The sequence below is a fragment of the Staphylococcus pasteuri genome, from assembly GCF_003970495.1.
Classification (GTDB): Bacteria; Bacillota; Bacilli; order Staphylococcales; family Staphylococcaceae; genus Staphylococcus; species Staphylococcus pasteuri.
The window spans coordinates 1-14,301 of record NZ_RXWW01000014.1 but is presented as its reverse complement, the minus strand read 5'-3'; the positions used below and the strand labels follow the sequence as shown (position 1 = coordinate 14,301).

Below are 14,301 nucleotides of genomic sequence, written 5' to 3'. Positions count from 1 at the left end.
GATGTTACTGTTGATGATGTTTTCGTTTATGTCTGCTTATCCAAATAAGACTTGCCCCGAATAATGCAACAACAATTGAAATTGGCATCCAGTGTTGTTTGATTGTTTGTCCTGCTTCTGGTAATGATAGATTACCGTCATCATTAAATAACCCTTCTAACAGACCATCTCCAGAACCTAGTGTCAATCCCTTTTCTGGTGTAGGTGTTGGTATATCTTCAATTCCATCCAATAAACTATGTCCTGAATTTAATTGATCCAATAAGCTTGAATTATTATTATTCGAATGTTGATTGATTCTATCAAAGATACTCGGTCTATCTTTAATAGGAGATATAATGTAATCTAAATCTTTCTTAGCACTATCAACTTTATGTTGTAATTGTAGTAAGTCATTTGCTTTACCGTTAATTGCAGATTTAATTAAGTCTAACGTACTCGCTTTATCGGTTTGAATACGATTAATGATGTCTGCCAACACTTTGGCTTTTCCTTGTTCAATACGAGTGGCTAATATCGTTTCAATGGCTTGTCTTTTATCTTTAGCATTATTTAATACGTCATTTAAGATATCATCTGCAGTGACGTTCCCTTGTTTATCAATTTGCTGTTTTAACTGATCTATAATTTGTTGATTATTTAAATTTCCATTTGCTAGTTGATTGGCGATACGTTCTGCTTCTTTGTCACCTAATCGGGTAGAAAGTAATTGTTTAATCAATTGTTGCTTATCTTTAGACTGGTCTAGCATTGATTTTAAAATGTTATCTGATGAAGTATGGGATAAGTTATCAAATTGTTTTGCAATTTGATTAGCGATTTGTTCATCTGAGCGACCTTTGGTTTGTATTTTTTTCAGTGTTTGATTCGCTTCATTTTGGCTCATAACGTTATTTAATATCGCTTTAACTGATTTATTTTTGTCTTTAGAGTTATTGAGCTCATCAAGTATTAAATCACGTTGTTGATTTGTACGATTTTGAGTTTGACGAATATCTCGTTTCAATTCCTTTTTACTTTGAGTAGATAATTCACTTTGTTGATTAACATTATTTTCTAATTGCTTTAAGGCATCTTGTTTATTATTCAAATATTGACCATTATTTGCATGACTTTCAGCTAATTTTTTAGAAATATCATGATCAATTTTGTCGCTGCCTTCTAACTTTTTAGTAACATCATTCACTTTATCTTTAGCTTTATTATTAGTACTCTCTGAATTTGTATCTTTGATTAATTGTTGAACTTGAGATGATGTTTGATTTTCTTTATCTTCAACATTATTTTGCTTTTGCAAATTACTCTTCGTTTGTTCTTTATGATTGGATTGTACTTTCTTAGAATTGTTTGATGGTTCAACTTTTTCCAGTTGATCATTGTTGTTATCTTCTTCGCCATTTATTGTTGCATCTTGTTTGATTTTATCCAAATCATCGATGATATTGCCCTTTTTATCATCTGAATTCGTTTTATCAAGTTGTTGATTTTGTTCCTCGGTCACATCTTTATCATTATCGGAATAGGAATCTCCTTCACTTAGTTGACTATTATCAACTTTCGAGGATGAAATGTCTAAATCCTTTAACATTTTGTCTAAATTCTCTGTCACATCTTTATTATCATCAGTATTACTGGAATGATTTACTTGTGAATTTGATTTTTCATTCTCAGTACTCTTAGCAGTCTGTTTCTTTATTGTTTTTATTTTTGTATCTTCTTGCTTAGCATTTTTAATAATTTTGTCCAAATTAGTATTATCAGTCACGTCATCCAATTGTTCTAGATAATCTTGCTGTTTTTCTTCATTCAAATGGCTGAGTTGTTTAATGTCATGTTTAGCTTTTTTGATTTGACCTTGCAAACTTTCTTCTTTCGATTCAAGTGTGCTATAAGATGATGAATCCTTTGCTTGGACTTTCATATTATTTGTAAAACCATATCCAATCATTGAGCCACTGATTAAAAGCGCTGAACAAGATAGTTTCAAACATATGCTGACTTTATTTGTTTGTTTATATTTCATGTTTTCAATCTCCTTTAGCCGATTAGCAATTTTAAATTTGTTTTTATTATATAACAAACTCCTATAAAATTACACTTTACATTTTAAATAGAAGGTATTTGATATCCTTATAAATTTTATCAAACAAATACGTTGTATTTCTATGTATATAGCTTTATAATTCAACCAAGCTAAATTAATTGGTTTTTGTATATAATTTAACTTAATTAAATTTAAAAGGAGTTTTTCAGATGGCAGAGTCAATTTATTCTACTACTATTATTAGTAATGGTGGTCGAGATGGTCGTGTATTTAGCCCGGACAATACTTTCGTACAAAATTTAGCGACGCCTAAAGAAATGGGTGGTCAAGGCGGTAACGACACTAACCCTGAACAATTATTCGCTGCAGGATATAGTGCTTGTTTTAACAGTGCTTTGTCTTTAATTCTATCTCGTAACAAAGTCAACGATGCAAATCCTGAAGTAGAAATAACGATTGAATTAGTTAAAGATTCTACGGATAACGGTTTTAAATTAGCTGCAGACATTCAAGTTACTTTAGAGAATGTATCTCAAGAAGAAGCAGAACAATATGTTGAACAAGCTCATCAATTCTGCCCATATTCTAAAGCAACACGTGGAAATATTGATGTTTCGTTAAAAGCAATTGCTCAATAATAGTAGATAATTTTTAATTACCCCTATGATTTCATTAATATATATTAAATATCTTGAAAGTGGTGGAGAATGAATGTTTCTCCCCACTTTTTTTAATATTTTATGATCTTATTCAAAATATAATGGTAAACAAGTACATCGCTATCCCAATTTTCAACAGTTATATTCAAAAACATCCTATTTCACTAATTATTTATATAAATTAAGGGAATAAGGTACAACAAGCTCTATAATTAATTCCCTATTCAATGAGAACAACAACGTTACAGCTAACATTATCAATTAATTTTCCAACAATTTTTGCAATCTGTTTCATTTTTCAACGCCTTAAAAAAATTAATGGTGTTTCATATAGTTGAATCTTGTTAAATTGATAAATGTAACTTTTACACACCATAGATTTCACTCAATTAAATTGAGCTTAACTTCATATGTACGACATAAGTTTACTAATAAAAAAACAAATAGGAGGAAATGTCTTGGCAAAACTTTTATACAAATTAGGCAAATTTATCGCTGAGCACAAATGGTTAAGCATTATTTCATGGCTTATCATTCTTGGCGTAATTATCACACCACTATTGATAAGCTCCCCAAAATTCGATAGTGATATCACTATGAATGGACTTAAATCATTAGACACAAATGACAAAATGTCTAAAGAATTCCATCAAGATAGTGAGAAGGCATCGATGAAAATTGTGATTCATTCTGATAAAAAGAATGGCATCACTGATAAAAATACTAAAAAAGACATAGAAAAAGCTTTAGATAATATTAAACAAGACGATGATTACGTACAAAATGTAAGTAATCCATATGAAACAAATCAAGTAAATGATGATAAAGATACTGCTATTGCAACAGTAAACTATGTTGTAAATCAAACATCATTACAAGATTCTTCTAAAAAAATTATCAATCGAGAAATGAAAGATGTTAAAGATGACCACAATGTTCAAATAGAACAAACAACTGGAAGCTCAATGAATTCTGAAATTGGTGGTAATTCAGAACTTGTTGGTATCATCACAGCATTTATTATTTTATTAATTACATTTGGCTCATTAATCGCTGCAGGTATGCCGATTGTAAGTGCCTTAATCGGTTTAGCTTCAAGTGTGGGAATCATTTCATTACTAACTAATGTATTTGACATTCCAAACTTCACATTGACGCTAGCAGTAATGATTGGTTTGGCAGTTGGTATCGACTACTCCTTATTTATTTTATTTAGATATAAAGAAATTAGGAAAAAAGGTACACCTCCTGTTGAATCCATCGCTTTAGCAGTTGGAACAGCCGGAAGCGCCGTTATCTTTGCCGGATTAACAGTAATGATTGCTGTCTGTGGATTATCATTAGTAGGTATTGACTTCTTAGCAGTTATGGGATTCTCTTCTGCACTTAGTGTTTTATTTGCTGTATTAGCAGCCTTAACACTATTACCTGCATTAATTAGTGTATTCCATAAACAAATTAAGATTAAAAATAAACCAGAAAATAATAAAGACCCTAAAGATCATAAATGGGCAAATTTCGTAGTTGGTAAACCTATAATTGCAATTATTATTAGTTTAATCATTTTAATTATCGCTATCATACCTGTATCCGGAATGAGATTAGGTATCCCAGATGATAGTCTTAAAGCTAATGATTCATCAGCACATAAAGCTTACAACTTAATCACAGATAACTTTGGTGCAGGCTATAATGGACAAATTGCAATGCTTGTTAATACTAAAGATGGCGGTAGCAAAAAATCTATCGAATCTGATTTAAACAGCATGAGAAAAGATATTAAAGACATGGATAATGTAGATACTGTGGAAAAACCACAATTAAATGATAATAATCATTATGCACTTATCCAAGTTATTCCAGAAGATGGTCCTAACGCTAAATCTACAAACGATTTAGTTTATGATTTACGTGATTACAATAAAGATGCTAAAGAAAAATACGATTTCAATTCTGAAATAACAGGTCAAAGTGTTATTAACATTGATATGTCAGAAAAACTTAACAACGCTATTCCAGTATTTGCAGGCGTTATCGTATTATTAGCCTTTGTATTATTAGTATTTGTCTTCCGTTCAATCCTTGTACCATTAAAAGCAGTACTTGGTTTCGTACTTTCATTAATGGCTACATTAGGTTTCACAACTTTAGTAATGCAAGATGGTTTCTTAGGTGGCTTATTCGGTGTCGAAAACACTGGACCAATATTAGCCTTCTTACCTGTTATAACAATAGGCTTACTCTTCGGTTTAGCTATCGACTATGAATTATTCTTAATGACACGTGTTCATGAAGAATATAGTAAGACTGGCGATAACGACCACTCTATTAGAGTAGGTATTAAAGAAAGTGGCCCAGTTATTGTTGCTGCAGCATTGATTATGTTCAGTGTGTTTATTGCTTTCGTTTTCCAAGATGATATGGCAATTAAATCAATGGGTATTTCTCTAGCATTCGGTGTTTTATTTGATGCATTTGTAGTACGAATGACATTAATTCCAGCATTAACAAAATTATTCGGTAAAGCTTCATGGTACATGCCTAAATGGTTGCGTAACATCCTCCCTGAATTAGATATCGAAGGTAAAGCATTAGAACAAGATTCAAATAGAGCTAATTCTCAAGCACATTATAATGAAGATAATTATAATGCTTATGCCGATGACCGTCGTCAAAGAGAAGATAGAAATAGCGTAAGCAACCAATATCGTTCAGATGAGCAACGTCGTTTCCATAATGAAAATGGACAACATTATAACGACAATCGTGATCACTCAACATATACTAGTGAATCGCACTTATCTCGACTTTCTTCAAACGAACCTAATGATGATGTAGATTATGAATCTTTATATAACAAAGAAGGAAATGGACAATATGTTGGTAATCGCAGAAATGATGATTACAGACACTACGATAGTCCAAATAATTATGATAACCATAACACTTCGTACGCACGTCGTTCTCAATCAAATCAACAAAGCAATGAAGTACGTACGACTGAATTATTTAAAGATTTATCAAGTAAATCAAATGGTCAAGATGTGTTATTCCATGCTCTAATGTTATATGCAAGAGAAAATGATCACGATGTTTATAATCAATATAATCATCACTCTGATCAACAATCTCATGACGACACTCACCGTAATAACGATAGAGATAGATATTAATTTTTAATAGGAGGAAATGCTGAATGTTTAAAACAAGAAGTTTAAAACTTTTAGGCCTATTTGCCACTATTGCCTTAGCCATTGTGCTAAGTGCATGTGGTAACGGTGGCGGAAGTTCATCAAAAGAAAAAGACACATCACTTGGTAATAAAGAAATCGAATTACCTTACGTTGCTAGCGATAACTCTGCACCACGTACATTAGTCATTGCTGAAGTTTTAAAGAAAGCTGGTTATGATGTAACAACAACACCTGTTCAAGCAAGTGGCCCGTTATATGCTTCTGTAGCTGAAAATCCGGATTCATTCCATGCATCAGGTATTTTCCCATCTACAGATAAAAGCTATTATAATAAATTCAAAAGTAAATTATCAGTTTATGACAAAGAAAATCTTGTAGATGACGTTAAAGTTGGCTTGGCCGTACCAAAATACGAACAAGATATCGATTCTATTGCTGATCTTAAAGACAGTAAAAAATTCGATAAAGACATTCAAGGTACTGACGCAAGAAATGGCGTTATGAAACAAACTAAAAGTGAATTAGATGAAGATAATTTAGACGGCTATAGTCTTAAAGAATCTTCAGACCAAGATCAATTTAAAGCGATTCAAAAAGCTTATAAACAACAACAACCAATCCTATTTACAGCAATGGATTCAAGTTGGTTCTCTAAAGAATTAGATGTAAAAATGTTAAAAGATCCAGATAAAATCTATGGTAAAGAAGATCAACATATCAATTTAGTATTCAACAAAGAATTTAAAGAAAATCATCCAGCTGCGTATACAATTGCAACACGCATGTCAGACGACTGGAGCAAAAAAGATGAAGATCAATTAGCTAAGAAAATCTTCAAAGACCAAAAAAATCCAGAACAAGTTGCAAAAGATTATGTAGATGACCACGACAATAAAGTAGACGAATGGTTAGAAGGCATCGACCACTAATCTTAGCTACGAATTAATAACTCCGAGTAACAATCATGTAAAGGACTTGAGAATGAAGACATTCTCAAGTCCTTTTTTGTGTATTTAATTGAAGATAATTGTTTAGTTTATGTAAAAACCATTTATATTTGGTAAGATAAAATTATTCGTGATACATTACTAAATAAACATTGTTATTATTAATTAACATTATTACTTGAGGAGTCATAGTTATGCCAACATCAACACAAAAACGTATGATTAAACATATTAATCAAACTGCCTTTGAATTGTTACACCATAATCATTTTGATGAAATTACTGTACAAAAGATTTGTGAAGCAGCCGAAATTAACAGAAGTACATTTTATCGATATTTTCAAGATAAATATGATCTACTTCTACCACTTACAGAATTCTTAATGGAAGAAGAAGTAGTGAAGTATGATGGCCATAATGCTTCAACAGATGCGTTCGAACTGTTTATCCATTTTATTGATAGTAACAAACGCGTTTTTAAAAATTTATTAGTAGCTTCAAGACAAGAAGATGTATTTCGTCTATTCACTCGATATGGTAGTGAAAAAATGATTGAAGAAGCACAAAACAATAATGACCCTCTTTCTAATAAAATTAATAATAGTAAATTCCCACAATTAATTGCTGATTTTTATAGTAGTGGTTTAATAGAAATTATTCGTCGGTGGGTTAAAAATGATTATAGTTATTCAGCTGATGAAATTTTAGAAGCTTTATATGATAGTTTGGATATCAATATCCCCTCTTGTTATAGCAGACAAACACAATTTGACAACCAAAATTGACAGTGTTAACTTTAACTAGAATGACTATTCTATTTTTAATGAGTGATGAAGATGTCCAAGAAGAAACAAGATTTATTAGAAGTAGCTGAACGATTATTTTATCAACACGGTTTCCATGGTGTTGGTCTCAAACAAATTATTCAAGAAGCTAATGTAGCCACAATGACACTTTATAATCATTTTGATTCAAAAGAAAAATTAGTAGAAGCTGTCCTTAAACAACGTGAATCACGTTATTGGCATTATTTAGAAGATGGTGTTAATCAATCTCCTCATCAACCTTTTATTTCAGCTGTTGATGCACATTGTAAATGGTTAGAAGACTATTCTTATACTGGAGATATGTTTATGAGAGCTATCGAAGATTATAGTGACAGTGATAGTAATATAGAATCTATCGCTCGTGGTCATAAAGAGCGTCTTTTAAACTTTCTTGAAAATTTAGCTACTCGATCTAACTTTAAAAATGGTCGTGATTTAGCGATTAGATATACTTTACTTATGGAAGGTACAACTTCTATGACAACACTATTAGGTGTAGATGAAGCGACAAAGCATGCACGTTATATTGCACATCTATTTATAGATGAAGCAACCAAATACAACTAATATTTGAGATTGATGCATTCATCAATCTCTTTAATTTCAACCTAAAGTAGAATGAACGTTCTATATAAAAGAGGGAGTGATCATATAATGAATTTCTATAAACTTGTATTTCCAGGTATTGCCATGATTGCTACAATCTATGGTTTAGGTAGATTTAGCTTTGGCCTATTTCTCCCTGATATTTCTAAAGATTTACATTTAAGCGCTTCAAGTTCTGGAATTATATCATCTTTATTTTATTTATCTTATTGCTTTACCATCATCTATGCTACGTTAAGAACTGCAAAAACTGGTCCTAAATATATGATTATGTTAGCTAGCTTATTAGTTATTTTAGGTTTAATCACCATTAGCATAGCCTCCAATGCATTGACGCTTTCTTTAGGTGTTATATTTGCTGGAGCGAGTTCGGGCCTTATCTCTCCACCTTATGGTTATGCTATTTCATTATGGATTAAATGGGAACAACAAGGTAAAGCTAACACATGGATTAATTCAGGTACGAGTATAGGTTTAGTGTTTACTGGAATAACTGCTATGTTAGTTTTTATAGATTGGCGTTCAGTATATTTAATTTATGGTATTATCGCCATTTTAATTACCGTATGGAACTTCTTTATTATTCCGTCTTTAAAACACAATATAAACATAAATCCAGGTTCTCTTAATATTCTAGATATAAGTGCCAGTAAAAGAATTATCTTTGCATCTACAATATTAGGTATTTCAACTGCACCATATTGGACCTTTTCAAAATCATATGTTCAAAATACTGATCACTACTCGCCTATCGCTTTATCTATATTTTGGATACTTATTGGTGTAGCTGGTGTATTAGGCAGTATTTCCGGTCGAATGATTGATCAATACGGACTTAAGTTCTCATATTTTTTAGGTGTCATTTTAATGGCAGCTGCATCTATTCTACTGGCATTAACACCTTTTATTTGGATAGTACCTTTCCTAGCTTCTTTACTTTTTGGAGCAAGTTATATATTTATTACAGGTGTATTGCTTGTTTGGGGAGTTAAATTATTCGTTAAAAACGCTTCTCTTGGTATAGGAATTCCATTTTTAATGTTAGCAGTAGGACAAGTCATTGGTTCTGTTTTAGCAGGCCCAATTGTAGAACAATTAGGTTATACATTCACCTTTGTAATATATGGCATTATTGGTTTAACACCAGTCTTAATCTATCCAAAAGTCGAAGTTAAACCTCCGAAAGTTAATATCGACGATGAATATACTAAACTACAAAAAGCAAATAAAGATTTACTATAGATATAAAAGAAAGCTCCTCAAAGTGAATTGAGGAGCTTTCTTTGTTTATATTAATCTTCATTTTTATTATCGAAATTTCTTCCTTCTAGTCCTGCTAATTCTTCTTTAGATGCATGTGGTGCTTTCATCTCAAACACTTTATCTACAACAGTGTAATCATAATATCCTAAACGTGCAATTGGACGAATTGAAGGTATATCTAGCTTTCCATCTTCAGTAATCACTTTATCATCGATATGAACTTGAGCAACACGACCAATTACAATATCCACTGTAGATACCGGGTCACCAGTTGGTATACGAATAGTTTGAACATATTCACATTCAAAATGAACAGGAGATTCCTTAACTCTATATCCAGGTGCTTCAATACATTCTTCTTTAGTCACACCAGCATATTCAAATTCATCTTCTTCGGGTGCTAATGCTTTGGATGATAAATTAACAGCTTCTCTTAAATCATAAGTCGCCATATTCCAAACAAACCAACCTGTTTCTTCTGCATTTTTCACTGTATCTTTACGTTCGTGGTCTCCTAAAACAGATTGATTAGCGGCAAACATAACCATTGGCGGGTCCCATGTTAGATTCTGATATTGACTATAAGGTGCTAAATTATCTTTACCATCCTTAGAAACAGTTGATATCCATCCTATAGGTCTTGGTACTGTACTACTTTTAAATGGATCATGTGGTAATCCATGAGATTTAGTGCCTTGCTTTGGTGAATAATTCATTGTTCCTCACCCCTATTAAATATTTATATTTCTTCAATCATACAATAACTTTATTGATAATTCTAATACTAAAAAACGATTTACTTATAGTCACATGCTATAAATAAATCGTTTAAAAATAATTAATAACTATTAAACTAACTATATTCGCTTAACTTTTGTTTAATAAGCGTTAGCATCACTAGGCATAAATAACGATACGATAAATGCAACAAGACCTATACAAGCGATTGAAGCAAACATCATAAAGTAACTAGACATCTCACCAATATAAATCATTATTATTGGAGCAATGGCTGTTCCCATAAATAATATCACTGTATTTACAGATAAAAAGAATCCTTGATTACGATTAACTGTAATTCCTACTTTTGAAATGACTGAAGGGATTGCAAAGGCAATACCAGCTACAAACGTAACGCTAAAAATAGTTATGCAAATAATGTTAGTAGTCATTCCCATAACTAAAAGTGAAATTGTACTTGTTAATAAAGCTAATGAGATCAATCGTTTGATACCTATACGACCGCTCAAACGTCCAGCTAATAATGATAGCAACATACCAATAACACCAAATAGTTTTACTAATGATGCTGTTGAAATGTCACCATTCAATTTATCAGATAGTATATATAAATTTAAAATAGCGTACATACTAATAAACATAATCAATAAAGTAAATGAAATGAATAAACAGTAAATAACTTTTAAATTATCTCGAAAGTCTTTAAAGTTATTAAAAAATTTAAGTAATTTAACATCAGTATTTCTACGAGGACTTTCAGGTACAAATTGATAAATAACAAATACCAATAATAAATATAATACTGTTAAAGTAAAATACACCCAATGCCAATTTAAATGATGAACTATCATTTCACTTAAATTTTGTCCTAACACACCAGATAACATAAAACTTGTACTAATAAAGCTAATTGCTGTAACTCTCTTTTTAGCAGGGTAAGTTTCTGTGGTATAAGTAATGGCTACTGGAGAAAATGCAGCGGCAAATATTCCTTGTAATGCACGCATAACAAGTAATAATGTAAATGAATTTACAAAGCCAATAATAAAGCAAATCAATGTCAAACCACTTAATCCTATTAATATTGTTTTAATTCTCCCGTATTTATCAGAAATGGTTCCATAAAATAGACAGCTAATTGAATACATAATAGAGAAAATAACACCATTTAAAGTAGCAACAGATTGTGGAATATGAAATGAATGTGCAAATGCTGCAGTAAGCGGAAGTGCAGTATATAAACTTCCCATAACGATAATTCCTGAGAAAAAGAGAATTGTAGTTATAAGATTATAATGACGTTGTTCTTCCATTTATCTTTATACTCCCTTCCTATTTTTTATTAACGTTACCTATTATTACACTTTAACTCATAAAACTAAAGAACCTATTTAATTTGCAAAAAATTTAAAATTTATAGCAAATTAAATACCACGTTGATATACGCTGTAATTTGCTCATCTATCCCTTTTATAACCTACAAGCAATTCGTATTGACTTTCATCACCCCAAGATATATAATATATCCAGTATAAAAAATATATTAAATGGAGGTGACCCATATGAAAGTAGAATTAGGTTTAACATCTTTTGCTGATAACACTGTTATTCACATGCCAGAAGGTTCAGAATTACCTATCTCAAACGCGGAAAGAATTAGAAATATCGTTGAAGAGATTCAGCTTGCTGATCAATTAGGATTAGATGTGTGTGGTCTTGGAGAACATCATAGAAAGGATTATGCAGTATCCGATCCTGTTACAGTATTAGCTGCAGCTGCTGCAAAAACATCTCACATTAAACTTTCTTCTGCCGTTACCGTATTATCGTCTGATGATCCAGTCAGAGTATACGAACGTTTTTCAACATTAGACGCCGTATCTAATGGTAGAGCTGAAGTAATGATTGGTAGAGGTTCATTTATCGAGTCATTTCCTTTATTTGGTTACAATTTAAATGACTATGAGGATTTATTTAATGAAAAGCTTCAAATGTTGCTAAAAATCAACAATCATGAAATGATAGATTGGGAAGGTAAATTACGACCTAGCATTGATAAGACAGGTATATATCCTAGAATAGAACATGGACAATTACCTATTTCAATTGCTACAGGAGGAACACCTGAATCTTCTTTAAGAGCTGGTGCATTAGGTTTACCAATTACCTATGCTATTATTGGTGGTAATCCTAAACGTTTTACTCGCAACATCGAGATTTATAAATCTGTTGCTGAGTCATATGGTCACAATCCTTCTGAACTACCGATTTCAGTCCATTCTTGGGGCTATATTGCTGATACAGATGAACAAGCTAAACGTGAGTTCTTCCCATCATTAAAAGCACATCAAGATATACTTGGTAGAGAACGCGGTTGGCCAACTTTTGATGAACAAGCCTTTGAAAGAGAAATTGGAAGCAATGGTGCGATATACTTAGGAAGTCCAGAGACTGTCGCACAAAAGATAATTGAAACTATAGAAACTCTAGGTCTTAATCGTTTTATGATTCATACACCAGTAGGATCAATGCCTCATGAAAAAACAATGCATTCAATTCGTCTTTTTGGGGAAAAGGTTAAACCTATAGTAGATAAATATTTTAAAGATAAATAGGAGGAAATATTATTATGATATTACGTTATGCTACAAATTTAAAACTTGCTAAAGAATTATACGATGCATCAAAACCAAAATTACAAGGTGATCAAGGTATGATTGATACATTCACAAATGTATTCGGATTACCAGAACAATCTGTTAAATTAGCTGGTGGTGTTGAAGCTGCAGCTGCAGGTTTATTCGCAGTTAGTTTCTTAAGTAAAACAGCTTCTCGTTTAGGTTCATTAGCTACTATTTCAGTATTAGGTGTAGCAACTTATAAACACTTTGAAGCTGGCCATGGTAAAAAAGGTGCACAACACGCATTAGACTTACTAGGATTAGCAACATTAAGTTTACTAGATACATTTGATGGTAAACGCAAATAATTTTGACCATAAAATAGACCACATCCTTGTGGTCTATTTTATTTATATTTATTTAACAAATGTAATGGAATATGACACATATGATGATCTTCAGGATAATGTTCTAATCTATCTTGATGTTCTGACGCACTTTTTACATAATTAGACAGAGGTAAGACTTCCACCTTTATTTTAAAACAATCTTCTCTTTGATTAATAAAGTCTTTCGCTTCTTGCAAATGTTGATCATCCTTACTATAAAAACCTGTTCTATATTTTTCACCTACATCATGCCCTTGTTTATTTACACTATATGGATCAATGACTTCAAATAAATACTCCATAATTTTATATATTGATAACACTTCAGGATCATAAGTTAATTTTACGCATTCTGCATATCCATCATAATTCCCATCTAATGTTTGAGTCTTTCCATTGGCTCTTCCAGCTTCTGTTGAAATAATGCCTGGTATTGTTTTAAAAAATGCTTGCACTCCCCATAGACATCCACCAGCCACATATACTGTTTCCATAATATTCACCTCTTTAGTTGAATTATACAAAAATAAATTAAAATCAAAAGTACTTATTAGTTCTCTCTATAACAAAATATTTATAAACAACTAATGCAAAGTGACAAAACTGTTATTCAATTGACACCTCATACATAGGTCTTTTAAAAGTTTAAATGATATCTTTAATTTAGATATTAAACAGCTTTATTCATTTACCATTTACTCAAGGGGAGATCTATTTGTTTCATCAATCTATCAAATATTTTATCAGTGCTATTGTTATTACTATAGCTTTATTACTTAATTTCAACCAAAATGTTTTAGCTTCTACAAACGAAAATCCACATAAAAACCACATTTCACATCAGAAAGATAATACATATACACTTAAGACTACAAAAGAAAGACACGAGCAACATATGAAATTATTGCCAGAAACTGGTCAAAACAGAAAGCATACACCCATCCTAGGTTTGGTAGTGCTTTTAATATTAGGTATTACTTTTATCTTTATAAAACGAACTTCAACTAAAA

The 14,301-nt window shown here is 31.4% G+C and carries 13 protein-coding genes; 9 read left to right on the top strand and 4 right to left on the bottom strand.

Annotated elements, in window-relative coordinates:
* Positions 1 to 4: 4 nt before the first annotated feature.
* Complete coding sequence (locus CD121_RS01830) at positions 5 to 2,023, bottom strand: synaptonemal complex protein 1 (protein WP_126567356.1); 2,019 nt, start codon at positions 2,021 to 2,023, stop codon at positions 5 to 7.
* A 230-nt stretch (positions 2,024 to 2,253) separates the two neighbouring features.
* On the opposite strand from CD121_RS01830, the gene CD121_RS01825 reads away from it, so the two are divergent.
* The 6 genes from CD121_RS01825 (at position 2,254) to CD121_RS01800 (ending at position 9,519) form a co-directional block, all read left to right on the top strand.
* Positions 2,254 to 2,682 (top strand): organic hydroperoxide resistance protein, encoded by a 429-nt coding sequence (locus CD121_RS01825; RefSeq protein WP_017637249.1) that lies wholly within the window; start codon positions 2,254 to 2,256, stop codon positions 2,680 to 2,682.
* A 479-nt stretch (positions 2,683 to 3,161) separates the two neighbouring features.
* Positions 3,162 to 5,876, top strand: coding sequence for an MMPL family transporter (locus tag CD121_RS01820; RefSeq protein ID WP_017637250.1), 2,715 nt, complete (start codon positions 3,162 to 3,164; stop codon positions 5,874 to 5,876).
* Positions 5,877 to 5,899: 23 nt separating this feature from the next.
* Positions 5,900 to 6,826 (top strand): glycine betaine ABC transporter substrate-binding protein, encoded by a 927-nt coding sequence (locus CD121_RS01815; protein WP_046466939.1) that lies wholly within the window; start codon positions 5,900 to 5,902, stop codon positions 6,824 to 6,826.
* Between the two features lie 212 nt (positions 6,827 to 7,038).
* Entirely contained in the window at positions 7,039 to 7,629 is a 591-nt protein-coding gene (locus CD121_RS01810; RefSeq protein ID WP_126567355.1) for a TetR/AcrR family transcriptional regulator, read from the top strand.
* Positions 7,630 to 7,680: 51 nt separating this feature from the next.
* Positions 7,681 to 8,238, top strand: a complete 558-nt coding sequence (locus CD121_RS01805) for a TetR/AcrR family transcriptional regulator (RefSeq protein ID WP_017637253.1) — start codon at positions 7,681 to 7,683, stop codon at positions 8,236 to 8,238.
* Between the two features lie 87 nt (positions 8,239 to 8,325).
* On the top strand, positions 8,326 to 9,519 hold the full coding sequence (locus CD121_RS01800) for an MFS transporter (RefSeq protein WP_119622503.1): 1,194 nt from the start codon (positions 8,326 to 8,328) through the stop codon (positions 9,517 to 9,519).
* Between the two features lie 50 nt (positions 9,520 to 9,569).
* Here the strand turns inward: CD121_RS01800 and CD121_RS01795 are convergent, their stop codons facing one another.
* Positions 9,570 to 10,256, bottom strand: coding sequence for a flavin reductase family protein (locus CD121_RS01795; RefSeq protein WP_017637255.1), 687 nt, complete (start codon positions 10,254 to 10,256; stop codon positions 9,570 to 9,572).
* A gap of 162 nt (positions 10,257 to 10,418) precedes the next feature.
* A complete protein-coding gene (locus CD121_RS01790; RefSeq protein WP_119622502.1) occupies positions 10,419 to 11,594 on the bottom strand; it encodes an MFS transporter in 1,176 nt (391 codons plus the stop codon).
* Between the two features lie 249 nt (positions 11,595 to 11,843).
* On the opposite strand from CD121_RS01790, the gene CD121_RS01785 reads away from it, so the two are divergent.
* Together CD121_RS01785 and CD121_RS01780 are read left to right on the top strand one after the other, a co-directional pair.
* Entirely contained in the window at positions 11,844 to 12,896 is a 1,053-nt protein-coding gene (locus CD121_RS01785; RefSeq protein WP_126567354.1) for an LLM class flavin-dependent oxidoreductase, read from the top strand.
* 14 nt (positions 12,897 to 12,910) lie between these two features.
* Positions 12,911 to 13,270 (top strand): hypothetical protein, encoded by a 360-nt coding sequence (locus CD121_RS01780; RefSeq protein ID WP_017637258.1) that lies wholly within the window; start codon positions 12,911 to 12,913, stop codon positions 13,268 to 13,270.
* A 38-nt stretch (positions 13,271 to 13,308) separates the two neighbouring features.
* On the opposite strand, the gene CD121_RS01775 is transcribed toward CD121_RS01780, so the two are convergent.
* Positions 13,309 to 13,785, bottom strand: coding sequence for a peptide-methionine (S)-S-oxide reductase (locus CD121_RS01775; RefSeq protein WP_117238823.1), 477 nt, complete (start codon positions 13,783 to 13,785; stop codon positions 13,309 to 13,311).
* A 221-nt stretch (positions 13,786 to 14,006) separates the two neighbouring features.
* On the opposite strand from CD121_RS01775, the gene CD121_RS01770 reads away from it, so the two are divergent.
* A partial coding sequence (locus tag CD121_RS01770) for an LPXTG cell wall anchor domain-containing protein (protein WP_126567353.1) occupies positions 14,007 to 14,301 on the top strand: 295 nt, incomplete at its 3' end.

What these genes read in the sequence shown, in the direction of transcription:
- CD121_RS01830 (WP_126567356.1), bottom strand. Translation starts at nt 2,023, where the DNA reads ATGAAATATAAACAAACAAATAAAGTCAGCATATGTTTGAAACTATCT.
- CD121_RS01825 (WP_017637249.1), top strand. Translation starts at nt 2,254, where the DNA reads ATGGCAGAGTCAATTTATTCTACTACTATTATTAGTAATGGTGGTCGA.
- CD121_RS01815 (WP_046466939.1), top strand. Translation starts at nt 5,900, where the DNA reads ATGTTTAAAACAAGAAGTTTAAAACTTTTAGGCCTATTTGCCACTATT.
- CD121_RS01810 (WP_126567355.1), top strand. Translation starts at nt 7,039, where the DNA reads ATGCCAACATCAACACAAAAACGTATGATTAAACATATTAATCAAACT.
- CD121_RS01805 (WP_017637253.1), top strand. Translation starts at nt 7,681, where the DNA reads ATGTCCAAGAAGAAACAAGATTTATTAGAAGTAGCTGAACGATTATTT.
- CD121_RS01800 (WP_119622503.1), top strand. Translation starts at nt 8,326, where the DNA reads ATGAATTTCTATAAACTTGTATTTCCAGGTATTGCCATGATTGCTACA.
- CD121_RS01795 (WP_017637255.1), bottom strand. Translation starts at nt 10,256, where the DNA reads ATGAATTATTCACCAAAGCAAGGCACTAAATCTCATGGATTACCACAT.
- CD121_RS01790 (WP_119622502.1), bottom strand. Translation starts at nt 11,594, where the DNA reads ATGGAAGAACAACGTCATTATAATCTTATAACTACAATTCTCTTTTTC.
- CD121_RS01785 (WP_126567354.1), top strand. Translation starts at nt 11,844, where the DNA reads ATGAAAGTAGAATTAGGTTTAACATCTTTTGCTGATAACACTGTTATT.
- CD121_RS01780 (WP_017637258.1), top strand. Translation starts at nt 12,911, where the DNA reads ATGATATTACGTTATGCTACAAATTTAAAACTTGCTAAAGAATTATAC.
- CD121_RS01775 (WP_117238823.1), bottom strand. Translation starts at nt 13,785, where the DNA reads ATGGAAACAGTATATGTGGCTGGTGGATGTCTATGGGGAGTGCAAGCA.